Below are 18,304 nucleotides of genomic sequence, written 5' to 3' on the forward strand. Positions count from 1 at the left end.
ATAAAAAAGAAGTAGGATACTATTTGTAAACAGAAAAACATTTGAGAGTCATCAAAGAAAGGTGGTAATCATTATGGCAAAAAAGAATAATATTGGACTGGGCCTGGCAGCACTGGCCGTAGGTGCAGGCGCAGTGGCAGCAGTAACCAAAGGACATAAGGCAGAGGTGAAGAAAGAGGAGAGAAAGGCAGCCGTCAAGGCAGCCAAGAAAGATTATCGAAACACTGAGCTTGGAAGATACGACAAGAACAGCAAAGGCATCTATTATTCCAATGGTAACTACGAGGCCTTCGCAAGACCTAAGAAGCCTGCTGGAGTGGACGAGAAGAACGCTTACATCGTAGGCAGCGGACTGGCATCTTTAGCAGCAGCATGCTTCCTGGTACGTGACGGACAGATGCCCGGTTCCCACATCCATATCTTAGAGGCAATGGATATCGCAGGCGGTGCCTGTGATGGTATCTATGATCCTACCAGAGGCTACGTCATGCGTGGCGGACGTGAGATGGAGAACCATTTCGAATGTCTGTGGGATCTATTCCGCAGCATTCCCTCTCTGGAAGTACCCGGAGCCAGCGTGCTGGATGAGTATTACTGGCTGAACAAGGAAGATCCCAACTACTCTCTGTGCCGTGCAACGAAAGATTGTGGACAGGATGCCCATACCGATGGTAAATTCAATTTAAGCCAGAAGGGTTGCATGGAGATCATGAAGCTGTTCATGACAAAGGACGAGGATCTGTATGACAAGACCATTGAAGATGTTTTCGATGATGAAGTATTTAACTCCACCTTCTGGTTATATTGGAGAACCATGTTCGCTTTCGAGAACTGGCACAGCGCACTGGAAATGAAGCTTTACTTCCAGAGATTTATCCATCATATTTCCGGACTGCCTGACTTCAGTGCCCTGAAGTTCACCAAGTACAACCAGTACGAGTCTCTGATCCTTCCCATGAAGAAGTATCTGGAGGCAGCAGGTGTGGACTTCCAGTTCAACACCGAAGTGACAAATGTTATTTTTGATATCAATGACGGTAAAAAGGTAGCAAAGGCTATCGAGTGCAAAGTAAAAGGTGTAGAGAAGGGCATTGTTCTCACCGAGAACGACCTGGTATTCGTTACCAACGGAAGCTGTACCGAGGGCACCATCTACGGCGACCAGAACCATGCACCCAACGGTGACGCAGAGGTTCGTACCAGCGGTGTATGGAGCCTGTGGAAAAATATCGCAAAACAGGATCCTTCCTTCGGACATCCCGAGAAGTTCTGTTCCGATGTTTCCAAGACCAATTGGGAATCCGCTACTGTGACTACACTGGATGACAAGATCATTCCTTATATCACCAATATCTGTAAGCGTGATCCCAGAACCGGTAAAGTCGTAACCGGTGGTATCGTAAGCTGCCAGGATTCCAAGTGGCTCATGAGCTGGACCATCAACCGTCAGGGACAGTTCAAGGAGCAGGACAAGAATCAGGTATGTGTATGGGTATACGGTCTGTTTACCGACGTACCCGGCGATTATATTAAGAAACCCATGAAGGATTGTACCGGTAAGGAGATCACCGAAGAGTGGCTGTATCACTTAGGTGTGCCCGTAGAAGATATTGAGGATCTGGCAGAGCACAGCGCAGTCTGCGTTCCTACCATGATGCCTTACATTACCGCATTCTTCATGCCCAGAACCAAGGGTGACCGTCCCAATGTCATCCCCGATGGCTGCGTGAACTTCGCTTTCTTAGGTCAGTTCGCAGAGACCCCGAGGGACACCGTATTCACCACAGAGTATTCCGTGAGAACCGCTATGGAGGCTGTCTACGGACTGCTGGGTGTAGACAGAGGTGTGCCTGAGGTATGGGGCAGTGTCTATGATATCAGAGAGCTTCTGGACAGCAGCGTGAAGCTGATGGACGGTATGTCTCCTCTGGAGATCGAACTGCCCGGACCTTTAAATGCACTGAAGAAGCCGCTGCTTCGCGTAGTGAAAGGCACTGTAGTGGAAAAACTGCTGCGTGACCACAATGTGATCAAAGACGGCATGCTGGATTAGAATTGTATATGGAATAAAAGTGCGAAGACTCCCATCGGAAAAATCCGGTGGGAGTTTTTTATGCAAAAAGCTTTTTTAAAAATCATATAAAGAAAGTTGAACAAATGTAAGCGTTTACATAATACTAAAGTACTATACAAAACAAACAAAAAAGTTATGCATGTTTTCGACATTGTGCACGAAAATCGGTACTCTGTCAAAAAATTATCAATTTCGTCTTGATATTCCTTTGGCAGATTGTTACAATATCAAAGTACTAAAAACCGAAGCCGAAATGCTCCGGTAGTGGTTTGGGTTACAAAGTTTTGTCAAAAATATTATAAAAAGGGAGACAAAGAAGTATGAAGAAATGGGTATATTTGTTTACCGAAGGTAATGCAAACATGCGCGAACTGCTTGGTGGTAAGGGTGCGAACCTGGCTGAGATGACCAACATTGGTCTGCCGGTTCCTCAGGGCTTCACCATTACAACAGAGGCATGTACACAGTATTATGAAGATGGACGCGAGATCAATGAAGAGATCCAGAGTCAGATCAACGAGTACATTACTAAGATGGAAGAGATCACCGGCAAAAAGTTCGGCGACCACGAGAATCCTCTGTTAGTATCCGTTCGTTCCGGCGCGAGAGCATCTATGCCCGGTATGATGGATACCATTCTGAACCTTGGTCTGAATGAGACCGTTGTTAACGTAATCGCTGAGAAGTCCGGCAACCCCCGTTGGGCTTGGGACTGCTATAGAAGATTTATCCAGATGTATTCCGACGTTGTTATGGAAGTAGGTAAGAAGTACTTCGAGCAGCTGATCGATGCAATGAAAGAGAAGAAGGGTGTTAAGCAGGACGTTGAGCTTACCGCTGACGATCTGAAGGAACTGGCTGGTCAGTTCAAGGCTGAGTACAAGGCTAAGATCGGTGTAGACTTCCCTGATGATCCCAAGGAACAGCTGATGGGCGCTATCAAGGCTGTATTCCGTTCCTGGGACAACCCTCGTGCAAACGTTTATCGTCGTGACAACGATATCCCTTATTCCTGGGGTACTGCTGTTAACGTTCAGTCTATGGCATTCGGTAACATGGGTGATGACTGTGGTACCGGTGTTGCATTTACCAGAGATCCGGCTACCGGCGCTAAGGGACTGTTCGGTGAGTTCCTGACCAACGCACAGGGCGAGGACGTAGTAGCAGGTGTTCGTACACCTATGAAGATCGCTGAGATGGCTGACAAATTCCCTGAGGCATTTGCTCAGTTCCAGGAAGTATGTAAGACTCTGGAAGATCACTACAGAGATATGCAGGATATGGAGTTCACCGTTGAGCATGGTAAGCTGTACATGTTACAGACCAGAAACGGTAAGAGAACCGCTCAGGCAGCTCTGAAGATCGCTTGTGATCTGGTAGATGAGGGCATGAGAACCGAGGAAGAGGCAGTTGCAATGATCGATCCTCGTAACCTGGATACTCTGTTACATCCTCAGTTCGACACCGCTGCTCTGAAGGCTGCAACTCCTATCGGCAAGGGCCTTGGTGCTTCTCCCGGAGCTGCATGTGGTAAGATCGTATTCACCGCAGAAGATGCAGAAGAATGGCATGCAAGAGGAGAGAGAGTTGTTCTGGTACGTCTGGAGACCTCTCCCGAAGATATCACCGGTATGAAGGTTTCCCAGGGTATCCTGACCGTTCGTGGTGGTATGACCTCTCACGCAGCAGTAGTTGCTCGTGGTATGGGTACCTGCTGTGTATCCGGTTGTGGCGACATCGCTATGGATGAGGAGAACAAGCAGTTCACTTTGGCTGGCAAGACCTTCCATGAAGGTGACTGGCTGTCTATCGATGGTACTACCGGCAACATCTATGATGGCGAGATCAAGACTGTTGACGCTACCATCGCAGGTGAGTTCGGCCGTGTAATGGCTTGGGCTGACAAATATCGTAAGTTAAAAGTTCGTACCAATGCAGATACTCCCGCAGATGCTAAGAAGGCTCGTGAGCTGGGCGCTGAAGGAATCGGTCTGTGCCGTACTGAGCATATGTTCTTCGAAGAGGACAGAATCGCAGCATTCCGTGAGATGATCTGTTCCGATACTGTAGAGGAGAGAGAAGCAGCACTGGAGAAGATCCTGCCTTATCAGCAGAACGACTTCAAGCAGCTGTATGAGGCTCTGGAGGGTAACCCTGTTACCATTCGTTTCCTGGATCCGCCTCTGCATGAGTTCGTTCCTACCGAGGAAGCTGACATTGAGAAGCTGGCTAAGGCACAGGGCAAGAGCGTAGAGACCATCAAGACCATCATCGCTTCCCTGCATGAGTTCAACCCTATGATGGGTCACAGAGGATGCCGTCTGGCTGTTACTTATCCTGAAATTGCCAAGATGCAGACCAAGGCTGTTATCCGTGCGGCAATCGAGGTTAAGAAGGCACATCCCGACTGGAATGTAGAGCCCGAGATCATGATTCCTCTGGTATGTGAAGTGAAAGAGCTTAAGTTCGTTAAGAAGGTAGTTGTCGAGACCGCTGATGCTGAGATCGCAGCTGCCGGTGTAGATATGAAGTACGAAGTAGGTACCATGATCGAGATCCCCAGAGCAGCTCTGACTGCCGATGAGATCGCTAAGGAAGCTGATTTCTTCTGCTTCGGTACCAACGACCTGACCCAGATGACCTTCGGCTTCTCCCGTGATGATGCAGGTAAGTTCCTGAACGCTTACTATGACACCAAGATCTTCGAGAATGATCCGTTCGCTAAGCTGGATCAGACCGGTGTCGGCAAGCTGATGGAGATGGCTATCAAGCTTGGTAAGCCTGTAAATCCTAAGCTGCACGTTGGTATCTGTGGTGAGCACGGCGGAGATCCTTCTTCCGTAGAGTTCTGCCACAAGATCGGTCTGGATTATGTATCCTGCTCACCTTTCCGTGTACCTATCGCAAGACTGGCTGCTGCACAGGCTGCTATTGCTGATAAGTAAGGAAAGTCGGAAAGACGATCTGAGAGGGTATTACACAAGCAATAAATTGGGGTATATGAGAATATGACGAGAACCTCATTACTGATAGAAATATCAGTAATGGGGTTCTTTTTTGGAAAAATATTGTGTGGGTGTCATACCGTAGTATTTTTTGAAAACCCGGTAAAAATAGGACACGCTCTGGAAACCGCAGGTCTTGCTGATGACAGAGAGGGAATTGCCGCCCTGTTCCATCTGGTGTATGGCGTGACGGAGGCGAAGCTTATTAATATATTCTTTTACGGTGAGAGATTCCGTCTGCCGGACAGCCCGGTGGACATAGCTCTCGGAGACTCCACAGGATTCGGCGATATCCCGGACGGTCTGAATCGTGGTGTAGTTGGTGGTAATATAATGAATGATCCGCTGAAAACCGGAGGCTTTATTTTCACTGACGGGAATCTCATTATCTAACGGATGCTGATGCCGAAAATCGTTGAGATCTGTAAGAATCTGTGCCAATAACAGGTAGGCAGTGGGAGATTTGCAGCAGGAAGCTGCGTTCCAGTCGAGGAGCTTTTGTCTGTAATCCTCAGGTATGAAAATGATCGGTGACTTGAAACAAGTCAGATAGGAAGATATTACGACGGGTAAAAAGTATTTTTCCAGGTAGGCTTTTGAAAAATGAATGCAGATCCCGGTATAATCCGTGTCACCGACACTTCGGTGAGAGATATTGCTCTCAAACAGGCTTGCCATGCCGGTTTCTACCCGGTAGGTGATATCGCCGATGGTAACCAGACGCTCTCCGGAGAGCAGAATATAGATTTCATAGTTGGTGTGGTGATGCGAATAGGGCATGGACCACCCTTTTTTTGTATCTTCATAGGATATTTCAAAATCTTCATATAAAAAAGTTCTTCTATCTGTCATTTCTGATTCACTCCTTCACACATATTATATCAAAAAAGTTCAGGATAATGCAATAAATATAAAGAATAGTTCATGATAATGAATTTAAAACACTAAAAGTAAGCTATATAATGATTCCGTAATGAAGAAGAAAAATATCAGAAAAATTACTGTGGATTTACTATGGAATTTTTCTGTACCGAAAAGCGCTTGTGGGATGGAGTCATATATGAAAATATTGTTGGATGGAAGCTGGCACGTGGAACTGGAGGACGGAACCACGGGACAGATGGATCTGCCGGGAACATTGGATGAGAACGGGATCGGACATCGAGATGTGGGAGCCAATCAGTGGCACCCAGACGCTGCGCTGGGAAATGCTGCGGGAGAGATAGACATAGATGCACCGATCGCTACAAGATTTACCAGGCGGCATACCTATGAAGGAAAAGCGCGGATCAGCCGCAGGATAAAAATAACGGAATATGGCATGGAGCGGCTGTTCGTACGAGTGGAACGGGCGCGTGCGCTGCGATTGTTTGTGGATGGAGCAGAAAGCTGCATCTTTCGGCAGGGAACGCTGAGTACACCTTACATTTTTGAACTGACCGGAGTGACACCGGGAGAACATGAATTTACGTTTCTTTCGGATAACAGCTACCCGGGAATGCCAAAAACTGCTATCTGCTATTCTTCCGCGGCAACAGATGAGACACAGACGAACTGGAATGGGATACTTGGCGAATGCAGCATGTATACCCGACCGCAGAATTTTATAGACAGTCTCCGAGTATATCCGAGAGCGGTAAAAAAGGAAGAGAAAAATAAAGCAGATAGCTATGTGATAGATGTCTGTGTGGAGCTGGCACCGGGCGCAAAGGAAATATATAAAGATGCGAAAATCGTATTGCAGTCAGAGACTCTGGTAGCAGGAAAGTTAGAAAACACACAGATGTTGACGGAAATTTTCAGCTGCTCCGGGGAGAAATTAGCGGAAGCCGAAGCAGATAAACAGGAGAATCCGGAAATAGTGGAAATCTGGTTCCGCGATCTGCCCCTGCGGGAGAATGTGAAGCTGTGGGACGAAGCCGAAGGCAATCTCTATGAGATGGTTGCAATCCTGGATAGCGGTATGTCGACAGAAGATGAAGTTGGTAGCGATGCTGAGTGCCGGATCCGTTTCGGCATCCGCTCCTTTGGCGATAACGGCAGTGGCAGGCTGGCGCTGAATGGCAGGACAATTTTCCTGCGGGGTGAGGCGAACTGCGCAGAATATCCGGAGACCGGACATCCACCCATGACGATTCCGGAATGGAAAGAGATGTTATTAAAATATCGCAGTTATGGAATAAACTGTGTAAGATTCCATTCCCACTGTGAGCCGGAAGCAGCTTTTGCGGCAGCGGATGAGCTGGGAATGCTGCTGCAGCCGGAGCTGTCTCATTGGGATCCGAAGAATGCCTTTGGAACGGAGGAAAGTTACCGGTATTACCGGGCAGAGCTCACAGCAATATTGAAAACCTATGCCAATCATCCCTCTTTTGTAATGCTGACGCTGGGCAATGAATTGCAGACTCAGGGCGAGGGCAGAGAGCGGATGCGGGAACTGGTCAGAATAGCGAAAAGACTGGATCATACCAGACTGTATGCGGACGGATCCAATGCGTTCTATGGCGAAGAAGGTTGTGACCCGGAGAACGATTTCTATACTTCCCAAAGCTGTAAGGATGCGGTGATCCGGGGAACTTTCTCCGGTATGCGGGGGTATCTCAATGAAAACTATCCCTCCGCAGATCGAACCTATGATGAGGCAATGACAGAGATACGAAAAGAGTATCAGAAGCCGGTATTCAGTTTTGAAGTGGGGCAGTTCGAAGTGTTGCCGGATTTTGAGGAGCTGGAAAGCTTTCATGGAATATCGGATCCGGTGAATCTGAAACTGATCCGGAAGCGGGTTGAGGAACGGGGACTTTTACCCGTATGGAAAAAATATGTGGAAGCCACCGGCGAACTGTCCAGACTGGCATACCGGGAGGAAATTGAAGCAGCCATGCGGACGAGAGAACTTTCCGGGATTTCACTTCTGGGATTGCAGGACTTCCCGGGACAGGGGACGGCACTGGTGGGCATGATGAATTCCCATTTGGAACCGAAGCCGTACGATTTTGCCAGACCGGAACGATTCCGTGAGTTTTTCAGAGAGTGCAGGATTCTGGTGAAACTCCCACGTTATACCTATGAGGCAGGAGAACGGCTGACCGCGGAAGTGGAAGTGGCGAATTTCGGCAGGAAAAATATCACAGGAGTATTGCACTGGACACTTACAGAAAGAAAATGTGCATCTGAGGGCGGAAACAGTAAACAGGAAGCAACGGTAAAATGCGAAAATACGGTGGTAGCAGCCGGAGCAGATACAGAGACCAAAAGCTGTCCTCCGGGCAGCTATACTACGATAGGGATTCTGGATATTCCACTGGATGTGACGTCAAAGAATACAGCACTCACCCTTGCGGTGAGTATCGGCAACAGCACCGGCTTCTATCCGGTGTGGGTATATCAGAAGACAACCCCGGTCTGCCCGGAAAATGTATATGAAGCCAGAATTTTTGATGAGCGGACAAAAGAGGTGCTTCAAAACGGCGGAAGAGTCTATCTGTCTCCGGACGCGGACGAAGAGAGCCTGCCGTATTCCATAAAAACACAGTTTACGACAGATTTCTGGTCGGTGGGAACTTTCGCGGATCAGGAGGGCGGTATGGGGCAGCTCATAGATACGGAACATCCGATTTTTAAGGAATTCCCCACGGATTTTCACACGGACTGGCAATGGTGGATCATGGCAACGAAGCGGGCGGTGATTCTGCCGCATCCCATGAAGATGATCATTACGGAGATGGACAGCTATGCTTTTTTACGTCCCATGGCACAACTGATAGAGTTTCGATGCCTGAAGGGAAAAGTATTGCTATCCACCATGGAATTGCATAAGAGTCAGCGGTATCCGGAGGCGAGGGCACTGCAGGCGGCAATTTATACATATCTGTCGGGAGAGAGTTTTGAACCGGCGGAGGAATTGACGGAAGAGGAGTTAAGCACACTGGTGAGAGGTTAAAAATATACGGGCGGCCCAAAGAAGCTGTTCGTAGATAAAAGGAGGAAACCATGAATAAGGTTCAGGTCTGGGAAGAAAAAGTGATCATTCCCACATACGAAGCAGGAAAACCGGATAAGAATCCGATGTTTTTGGAGAAACGTGTCTATCAGGGAAGCTCGGGAAGGATCTATCCACACATGGTAATCGAAAAGATCAGTGATGAGAAAGTGGATAAGGAGTATACAGCACTTTTTCTGGAGAACGATTATCTGAAAGTAATGATGCTGCCGGAGCTGGGAGGCAGGATCCAGAGAGCTTATGACAAGACAAATGGCTACGATTTTATCTATTACAATCATGTCATCAAACCGGCGTTAGTGGGACTGGCGGGACCCTGGATCTCCGGAGGTATTGAGTTCAACTGGCCGCAGCATCACAGACCCAGTACCTTTGATCCGGTGGAATATACCTATGCGGAAAATGAGGACGGAAGTGCGACAGTCTGGATGGGAGAGATCGAGAATATGTTCCGGACAGAGGGCGTGCTGGGCGTGACTTTGTATCCGGATAAGGCATATATCGAATTGTCGGCAAAGCTGTATAACCGCACGAAAATGCCCCAGACCTTCCTGTGGTGGGCGAACCCTGCAGTAGCGGTAAATGATGACACCATCTCCGTATTTCCGGAGGATGTGACGGCGGTATATGACCACGGCAAGCGGGATGTTATCAGTTTCCCCTATGCGGAGGGAACCTACTATAAGCACAAATACGATCATGTGAATATCGCGCAGTATAAAAATATTCCGGTGCCCACCTCCTATATGGCATACCGTTCGGATTATAATTTTATCGGGGAATATGATTACGGAAAACAGGCAGGACTTCTGCACGTGGCGGATCATCATATTGCTCCCGGGAAAAAGCAGTGGACCTGGGGATGCGGAGAATTCGGCAAAGCATGGGACCTTGCACTGACCGACGAGGATGGTCCGTATATCGAACTGATGACAGGCTGTTTTACGGATAATCAGCCGGATTTTACATGGATCTGGCCTCAGGAGACCAAGAATTTCAAACAGTATTTTATGCCCTATAAAAATATCGGGTATGTGAAAAATGCCACCATCGATGCGGCGGTGAATGCGGAATATGATGAGGCAGAGGGACAGCTTACGGTATCGGCCTATACAACGTCCGTGCAAAAAGGAGCACGGATACTGCTGACATTGCCGGGAGAAAACGGAAGACAGGAAAAGGTACTGTATGAGGAAACCTCAGATCTGTCACCGGAGAAAACTTATGAAGTGAAGATTGACCGTGAAAAATTGCAACAGATACCGGCATATACAGAGGGAGAGCAGAATGGCACAGAGGTACTCTGCGGCCTACGGGTATGTGTTTGTGCCGCAGATGGGAGAGAACTGGTCTCTTACCATTTTCCGAAAAAAATTGAAGCAGAAGTGCCGGAACCGGCGAAGGCAGCACCACTTCCTGAAGACTGTGAAACCACGGAGGATCTGTTCCTCTACGGTCTGCATGTGGAACAATACCGGCATGCCACTTATCATCCAGAGAACTATTATCTGGAAGGATTACGCAGGGATCCCACTGATATCCGCCTGAACAATGCCTATGGAAGATGTCTGCTTAAAAAGTGTGATTTTGCCGGGGCGGAAAAGTATTTTCGGAAGGCAGTGGAGAAGGCTATTCGTTCCAATCCGAACCCTTACGATTATGAGCCATACTATAATCTGGGACTTTCTCTGAAATATCAGGGGAAAGAAAAAGAAGCTTACGATGCTTTTTACAAAGCCATCTGGGGCGACAGTTTCCAGGCTCCCGGATTCTATGAACTTGCCTGCCTGGATGCGAAAGCGGGAAGATTTGCAGAGGCTCTGGAGCATGTAAACGAATCTATTCTCAGACAGTACCAGTGCATGAAAGCCCGGGCATTGAAGGAAAATATTTTAAGAAAAATGGGCAGAGTGCTGGAAGCGGAAGAATTACATAAGGAGAGCCTGAAGATCGATCCGCTCTATGACAGACAGCCGGAGAAGATCAACCATAACACCCTGCTGGAGCTGATGATCGATCTCTATGAGGCAGGAAACTACGCACAGGGAATCGCCCTTGCAAAAAAATGGGTGGAACAACAGAACGTATCACGGCAAGAGGATATTTATCCGCTGGTATATTATTATATTGCTTACGGATACCAGAACCTGCATAGGAAAGAAAATACGAAACAGACAAATCATTACATGACAGCGTATGTGACACTGGGAGAAAATGCGGTAGCGGACGGCTGTTTCCCTCACAGAACGGAAGATTATATCGTATTAAAGAGTCTGGCAGATGATTATTATCTGGATATGGTTTACTATTATCTGGGCTGCCTGCTCTATGACAGGAGAGCGTACGGCGAAGCCATAGCGGATTATGAAGAAGCTGCGCTTAGGTACCCGGATTTCCCGACGGTACACAGGAATCTGGCACTGGCATATTACAATGTGAAAAAGCAGCCGCAGAGAGCGTACGAGGAAATGGAGAAAGCTTTTGCACTGGATGAGACGGATGCCAGAGTGTATCTGGAACTGGATCAGCTGAAAAAGCGTCTGAATGTTCCCATGAAGGAACGATGGAGTGATATGGAAAGACATTTTGACCTGGTGGAAAGCAGGGATGATCTGTATCTGGAGTATGTGACACTTTTAAACACTCTGGGAGAACCTGCGAAGGCTCTCGATCTGATCAAAGCAAGGAAGTTCCATCAGTGGGAAGGCGGCGAAGGCAAAGTGGCAGCCCAGTACCTGACCGCCCTGTATCAGCTGGCAAAAGCGGCTGCAGCAAAACAGGATTATGCTGAGGCAAAGGAACTTCTTCTGCGGGCAGCCGGGGAATATCCTCATAACCTGGGAGAAGGGAAATTGGAGTCTGCACAGGAGAATAATCTGTATTATCTGCTGGGACTGGTGCAGGAAAAGCTGGGAGAGACAGAGGAAGCTTTCGCAAGTCTTACGAAAGCCTGTCACGGAGAGTCGGAGCCGGTGGGCATGATGTATTACAATGATCAGCCCCCTGAGATGATCTATTATCAGGGTCTGGCGTACAGAAAGCTTGGAAACGAAGAACAGGCGGTTCGCAGATTTAGAAAGCTGGTGGAGTATGGCAGAGAGCATATAGAGGAGAATGTAAAAATAGATTATTTTGCGGTATCCCTGCCGGATCTGCTGATCTTTGAGGAGAACCTGGACGAGCGGAACCGAAAGCATTGTCTGTTCATGATGAGCCTGGGACTTAAAGGACTGGGACAGACAGACGAAGCGGAAAAGTGTGCGGAAGAACTACTTGCTATGGACAATGCTCATCAGGGAATCCGGGTACATGATCTGTAAAAAAGCTTGAAAAGAAAGACTTGAATAGGAAGGCTTTTGAGGAAAGGAATACAAAATGAAAAACATGGAAAAAGAAGTATATAGCTATAATAACCAATACTTAACCTGCAACGACAGACCGATCCTGCCCATCATGGGAGAATTCCATTTCTCCCGCTATCCGGAAGGGGAATGGAAAACAGCAATTAAGAATATGCAACAGGGCGGTGTAGACATCGTTGCTACGTACGTGTTTTGGATCCACCATGAGGAAGCGGAAGGTGAGTGGGATTTCTCCGGTAGAAGGAATCTGAAGGCGTTTTTGAGCTGCTGTCAGGAAACCGGGATGAAAGTATGGCTGCGTATCGGTCCGTGGGCACACGGAGAGTGCAGGAACGGCGGTTTCCCAGACTGGCTGGTGGAGAAAGAAAAGCGGGGCAAACTGTCTCTTAGAACAGATGATCCGCAGTATCTCAAGTATGTGGACCTCTTTTTTACCAAGATTGCCGAGCAGGCGGATGGGTATATGCATAAGGACGATGGTCCCGTCATCGGCATTCAGATCGAGAATGAGTACGGGCATGCCGGTGGCCCTTCCGACAGGGAAGAGGGCATGGCGCATATGCGCACACTCAGAGCTATGGCGGAGAAAAAGGGACTGACCGCTCCCTATTTTTCAGCGACCGGATGGGGAGGCGCTTATGTACCGGAAAGCTTCCTGCCGGTGCTTGGCGGGTATGTGGATGCTCCGTGGGCGAATCATACCCACGAACTTGCGGCAAGCGAGAATTTCCTGTTTCAGCCTTTTCACGACGATGCAAATATTGCATCGGATTTCGCCGAAGGACAGAGTGGTTTTACCTTTGATACGTCAAAATTCCCATACCTGACGGCGGAACTGGGTGGGGGACTGCAGGTGACGGCGCACAGACGCACCTACCCTTACCCGGAGGATATCGAGGCACAAACAATCTGCATGTTGGGAGCAGGGGCAAATCTGATCGGGTATTATATGTACCACGGCGGCGTGAACCCCGACGGACAATATACCACCCTGCAGGAGTCGAAGGCAACCGGCTATGCCAATGATCTTCCTGTGAAAAGCTATGATTTTCAGACGTGCCTGCGGGAAAACGGTCTGCCGTCAGAAAGTTATTATCGACTGCGCAAACACCATATTTTTATCAAAAATACAGAAGAACTGCTGGCACCGGCGAAAGTGTATCTGCCGGATAATATTCCCGAGCCCATGGGTGCAGAAGATATGGAGACATTGCGGGCAGCATTCCGCTATAATAAAACGGCGGATTGCGGGTTCTTATTTATCAATAATCACCAGAGAAAACGGAAAATGACGGAGAAACAGATCACACCGGAAAAGCCATTACAGTTTACGGTGACAGATGTTGAAGGAACACAGAGACAGATTATTTTCGACCGGATCCATGTGCGGACGGATGCGATTCTGGTGCTGCCTTACAATCTGCCGGTGGTGATACGGGGAGAGCAGTTAAGACTTCGAAAAACCAATGCCTCTTATCTGGGATGCTTCGGCGGAACTTATTATTTCTATGCGGATGAGAAGCCGGAGGATATTTATTTCGAGTGGAGTGATGGCAAAGATCATGCGAAAGCGGTAAGAATCCTTACCATACACGATGCGGAGCATTTTTGTTATGTGCAGGAAGGGGCAGATGAAAAGGGCAAGGTGAGTCTGCTGCCGGATCTGCACTTTGCGGAAGCCGGTAAGGTGCGGATCACGGATGGCAGACAGGCAGTGGAAAGTATCTGGAACGTATATGGTCAAACAGAACCGAACGTCTATGAATTAACCTTGGAATATGAGTATCACCCGGCGGATGCACTGTCAGGTGATGTCTGGCTGGAACTGGATTTCGGCGGGGACTGCGCACGCTTGTATCAGGACGGAAAACTGATTGACGACTGGTTCTCCAATGGTGAACTATGGCGTGTGGCTCTGAAGCGTTACGACTGCCCGACACATCTGACCCTGGAACTGGATTCGTTCAAAATGGATGTCTATTACGATCTGCCTCCGAAGCGGGAGAACCGTCTGGCAGGGGCGAGACTGCTGCAGTTGAGTTGACCGGAACTCGGTCTGACAGGACTTACTTTGGAAACAGAAGGATAAAAAAGAGGACACATACATGAAAGATATGACACAGGGTAAACCATTAAAACTGATCATTGGGTTTGCCATACCGATGTTGATCGGCAACATATTCCAGCAAATATATAATGTGGCAGACACAGTGATCGTGGGAAGATTTTTGGGAGAGAGTGCACTGGCAGGCGTGGGAAGCACAGGAACGCTGACCTATTTTCTGCTGGCGTTGGTCAGCGGCATGTGCAACGGTGCCGGACTGGTGGTGGCGCAGTGCTTTGGCTGTGGCAATAAAGAGAGACTGGCGAAGACTGTGACGGCACTTGTCTGGGTGGCAGGGATGCTGACCTGCATCATGTCACTCATCGGAATCTTCGGTGCGGAATTTTTCCTTCGGCTTTTAAGCGTGCCGGAGAATGTCATCAGCTATTCCGCAGAGTACCTGCATGTCATCTACACCTTTGTGTTTGGCAGCGTGATCTACAATGGCTGTGCGGCGATTTTAAACAGTGTGGGAGATTCCAAGACTCCGCTGCGGGCAGTGATCGCTTCCTCTGTGGTGAATATTGCCTTTGACTTATTTTTCATTATTGTGTGTAAGATGGGAGTGTCGGGAGCCGCTTATGCGACGATTCTGGCGCAGTGCACTTCGGCGGTGATCTGTTTTGCGAAAGTGTGGAAAGTGAGAGAAAAGATCGGATTATCCCTGATGAAGTGGAAGCCGGAAGCCGGTTATATCCAGCTGGTGGTAAAGACCGGATTTCCGGCGGCGTTTCAGTCCTGCATGATCGCTTTAGGCGGCATGAGCGTACAGAGACTGGTAAATTCCTTTGGCTCATCCACCATGGCAGCTTACGTGGCGGCAAATCGTGTGGACAGTGTGGCGATTCAGGTCATCGTCTCTATCGGAACGGCACTTTCGGTATTTACCGGGCAGAATATTGCGAAAAATCAGTATGACAGGATCCGGGAAGCTCTCTATAAGACGTTGGGTGTCATGGTGGGAGCAAGTATTTTTATTGCCTCCATGGTACTTATTTTCCGGATGCAGTTAATGCTGCTGTTTTTGGATGCAAACGAATCGGGAGAAGCTATCGGCATCGGCTGCACGTATCTGACGATCATCGGCGTGGCCTATGTGATCGCCGGCGTGATGCAGAGCTATCAGAATGTGATACGTGGCGCCGGAGATGTGAATACCTGCATGGTAGCAGGCTTAACGGAACTGACCGGCAGAATCGTGTTCGCGTATCTGTTGTCCGGAATCTTAGGCGTGACGGGAATCTGGATCGCCACACCTCTGTCCTGGAGCTGCGGGTGCATCATTCCCGTGATCCGGTATTACTCCGGCAAATGGAAACACAAACGCCTGGCTTAATGGCCGGAGCTACCGGAATACAGAATGCAGTTATTCCGGACGCATCCATCCGGCGAATTCCAGAATGGACTGGTTTTCCGCTTTTTTCTCGCTCTGCTGCATCTGCTTGCGGTATTCTCTGGGAGACATCTGCATCAGCTTGGCGAAGTAGCGGTTAAAGCTGGACACAGAATGGAAGCCCACCATTTCGGAGATGTCGAGAATGGAATGCTCCGTGCTTCGTAACAGGATACAGGATTTCAGAATCCGGGTATTGTTCACATAGTCCAACGGGGAGGTGCCCATGATATCGTGGAAGACCCGGCGGAAATGGGTGGGACTCCAATGACACAGCTCTGCCAGATATTCGATGGTAAACTGTTGCATATAATTTTTCTCAATATATTCCAGAGCGGGTGAGATCACCAGAGAGTTTTCGGCGATCTCACCCTCTTTTTTGCGGTCCTGTAGGGCTAAGATCTCGGGAGAGCCCGGTTTCGCAGTGCCGGGGTTGACACCGCCAAGGCTTTCAATCCGGTACAGCTCGATATAGAGGGAACACAACAGACTTCTGGCACTGATCTGGTAGCAGGGATTCTGCTCCTCCAGCTCATGAATGATATAGGACACCAGATAGTTGATATGGGGGAAATCCTCTTTGCTGAAAATATAGCGGAATCCCGGGAAGCCGTCTGTGGACAGATCATAATTTTTCCAGGAAGCGGGAAGGAGATTGCGGAACAGCTCCCTCGGATCCAGAAACAGATAAGACCAGTGACTCCTGGTACCGGGAGTGCTGTAAGTGGTGTGGGGGACGTTACGGGGCAGGATGGTGACATCACCGGCATGGAAGGACTGCTTCTCAGCGTTGATCTCTAACGTGCCGCTGTCGGAATGACAGAGTCCGATCTCCAGACAATTATGGAAGTGAAGACTTCCGCTGGGAATATCCGAGATCTTCCAATAATCACCGGACAGAAGCAGTACGGGGAACTGCATGGGCAGATAGTAGCTTCTGTATTCTGTAACCACTCGCTTGGTTTTCGCCATTTTCAACCTCCTGTGAATCTTGCATAAATCCATTGTGCATCCTGTATGACACTGTGAAAAAACGACTTACTGCCATGGAAATAATACCTATACATTATATATAACAATTAAACTGGACAAAATCAACCATTATATTGTATAAATAATAAGTGCACTTTTGGAACCGTTTCCGAAAATGTGGCTAAAAATAGTTAAAAATATTGAAAAAAACGGTTCTTTTTCAAAGAATATACGTTATAAATTACAAAAATAAACGAAATAATAAAACTAACGAAAAACGAACATGATTTATAATGGTTGTTTTTGCATAGTTTTTTATAGCGTTTGATTAGAAAAATGTGACAACATGTATGATAATATGCTTACAAGGTTATAGAAAGTGTACAAAATGACGAGGAAATATAACTGGCACTTGAGGAGGTTCGATATGGCAAAGAAGAATGCAGCCAATGTGGCGGGTATCAAAACGAAAACCACTTGGAAACAAGCTTTTAAAAGAGACTGGCAGTTGTATCTGTTGTTATTGTTTCCACTGATCATGGTAATTGTATTCAGCTACGGTGCTTACCCGGGACTGCGGATGGCCTTCATGGATTACAAACCGGCGAAGGGATATGCAGGCAGTGAATGGGTGGGAATGAAGACATTCATTAAAATATTCAAGGATGCCGACTTCATGAGAGCACTCCGCAACTCCGTAGTGTTCAATCTGGCAGACCTGTTAGTTGGTTTCCCGATGCCGATCATTCTGGCACTGATCCTGAATGAATTAAGATATCCCAGATTCAAAAAGGTATCCCAGACGATCCTGTATCTGCCGCACTTCCTCTCCTGGGCAATCATCGGAAGCGTAGCGATGACAATGTTCCGCCCCAACTCCGGTCTGGTGAATATCCTGTTAACCAACATGGGAGTGATCTCCGAAGGAATTCCGTTCCTGAATGAGAAATGGCACTGGGCAATCACTTATCTGCTGATTGGTGTATGGCAGACAATGGGATGGGGCACCATCCTCTACCTGGCAGCGATCACCGGTATCAACGGAGAACTGTACGAAGCAGCCATGATCGACGGTGCAAACCGTTGGAAGAGAATGTGGCACATCACACTTCCCGGTATCAAGAGCACAGTAGTAACACTACTGATCCTAAACCTCGGACGTGTCATGGGAAGTAACTTAGAGCGACTGACGGCGTTAGAAAATTCGCAGGTCAAGGACTTCCAGTATCAGCTGGCTGTCTACATATACAATAAAGGTATTGGAGCTGGAAAATTCAGTGCGGCGACCGCGGTTGGTCTGTTCCAGTCACTGATCGGACTGATCCTGGTTCTGTTATCTGATAAATTTGCCAAGAAGCTTGGCGAAGACGGATTACTGTAGGAGGTGAGAG

The 18,304-nt window shown here is 48.1% G+C and carries 9 protein-coding genes; 7 read left to right on the forward strand and 2 right to left on the reverse strand.

Going from position 1 to position 18,304, the window contains the following annotated elements:
- Positions 1-73 precede the first annotated feature (73 nt).
- A complete protein-coding gene (locus FYJ59_RS01590) occupies positions 74-2,053 on the forward strand; it encodes an oleate hydratase (RefSeq protein ID WP_154494980.1) in 1,980 nt (659 codons plus the stop codon).
- Positions 2,054-2,394: 341 nt separating this feature from the next.
- Complete coding sequence (ppdK, locus tag FYJ59_RS01595; RefSeq protein ID WP_154494981.1) at positions 2,395-5,019, forward strand: pyruvate, phosphate dikinase; 2,625 nt, start codon at positions 2,395-2,397, stop codon at positions 5,017-5,019.
- Between the two features lie 93 nt (positions 5,020-5,112).
- On the opposite strand, the gene FYJ59_RS01600 is transcribed toward ppdK, so the two are convergent.
- A complete protein-coding gene (locus FYJ59_RS01600; RefSeq protein WP_154494982.1) occupies positions 5,113-5,931 on the reverse strand; it encodes an AraC family transcriptional regulator in 819 nt (272 codons plus the stop codon).
- Positions 5,932-6,139: 208 nt separating this feature from the next.
- On the opposite strand from FYJ59_RS01600, the gene FYJ59_RS01605 reads away from it, so the two are divergent.
- From FYJ59_RS01605 to FYJ59_RS01620, 4 genes are all read left to right on the forward strand, one after another.
- Positions 6,140-9,022, forward strand: coding sequence for a glycoside hydrolase family 2 TIM barrel-domain containing protein (locus FYJ59_RS01605; RefSeq protein ID WP_205839423.1), 2,883 nt, complete (start codon positions 6,140-6,142; stop codon positions 9,020-9,022).
- A 50-nt stretch (positions 9,023-9,072) separates the two neighbouring features.
- A complete protein-coding gene (locus FYJ59_RS01610) occupies positions 9,073-12,402 on the forward strand; it encodes a DUF5107 domain-containing protein (RefSeq protein WP_154494984.1) in 3,330 nt (1,109 codons plus the stop codon).
- Positions 12,403-12,457: 55 nt separating this feature from the next.
- Positions 12,458-14,488, forward strand: coding sequence for a beta-galactosidase (locus tag FYJ59_RS01615; protein WP_154494985.1), 2,031 nt, complete (start codon positions 12,458-12,460; stop codon positions 14,486-14,488).
- A gap of 61 nt (positions 14,489-14,549) precedes the next feature.
- Positions 14,550-15,884, forward strand: coding sequence for an MATE family efflux transporter (locus FYJ59_RS01620; protein ID WP_154494986.1), 1,335 nt, complete (start codon positions 14,550-14,552; stop codon positions 15,882-15,884).
- Positions 15,885-15,914: 30 nt separating this feature from the next.
- On the opposite strand, the gene FYJ59_RS01625 is transcribed toward FYJ59_RS01620, so the two are convergent.
- The gene (locus FYJ59_RS01625) at positions 15,915-16,913 is read right to left on the reverse strand and encodes an AraC family transcriptional regulator (protein WP_154494987.1); all 999 of its coding nucleotides are present in this window, start codon (positions 16,911-16,913) and stop codon (positions 15,915-15,917) included.
- A gap of 427 nt (positions 16,914-17,340) precedes the next feature.
- On the opposite strand from FYJ59_RS01625, the gene FYJ59_RS01630 reads away from it, so the two are divergent.
- On the forward strand, positions 17,341-18,294 hold the full coding sequence (locus tag FYJ59_RS01630; RefSeq protein ID WP_154494988.1) for an ABC transporter permease: 954 nt from the start codon (positions 17,341-17,343) through the stop codon (positions 18,292-18,294).
- The last annotated feature ends 10 nt before the right edge of the window (positions 18,295-18,304 follow it).

It is taken from the genome of Waltera intestinalis (assembly GCF_009695995.1).
Taxonomy (GTDB): domain Bacteria; phylum Bacillota; class Clostridia; order Lachnospirales; family Lachnospiraceae; genus Acetatifactor; species Acetatifactor intestinalis.

Excerpts from the sequence above, each read along its gene's own strand:
- FYJ59_RS01620 (WP_154494986.1), top strand. The coding sequence starts at position 14,550 with ATGAAAGATATGACACAGGGTAAACCATTAAAACTGATCATTGGGTTT.
- FYJ59_RS01615 (WP_154494985.1), top strand. The coding sequence starts at position 12,458 with ATGAAAAACATGGAAAAAGAAGTATATAGCTATAATAACCAATACTTA.
- ppdK (WP_154494981.1), top strand. The coding sequence starts at position 2,395 with ATGAAGAAATGGGTATATTTGTTTACCGAAGGTAATGCAAACATGCGC.
- FYJ59_RS01625 (WP_154494987.1), bottom strand. The coding sequence starts at position 16,913 with ATGGCGAAAACCAAGCGAGTGGTTACAGAATACAGAAGCTACTATCTG.
- FYJ59_RS01630 (WP_154494988.1), top strand. The coding sequence starts at position 17,341 with ATGGCAAAGAAGAATGCAGCCAATGTGGCGGGTATCAAAACGAAAACC.
- FYJ59_RS01605 (WP_205839423.1), top strand. The coding sequence starts at position 6,140 with ATGAAAATATTGTTGGATGGAAGCTGGCACGTGGAACTGGAGGACGGA.
- FYJ59_RS01590 (WP_154494980.1), top strand. The coding sequence starts at position 74 with ATGGCAAAAAAGAATAATATTGGACTGGGCCTGGCAGCACTGGCCGTA.
- FYJ59_RS01600 (WP_154494982.1), bottom strand. The coding sequence starts at position 5,931 with ATGACAGATAGAAGAACTTTTTTATATGAAGATTTTGAAATATCCTAT.
- FYJ59_RS01610 (WP_154494984.1), top strand. The coding sequence starts at position 9,073 with ATGAATAAGGTTCAGGTCTGGGAAGAAAAAGTGATCATTCCCACATAC.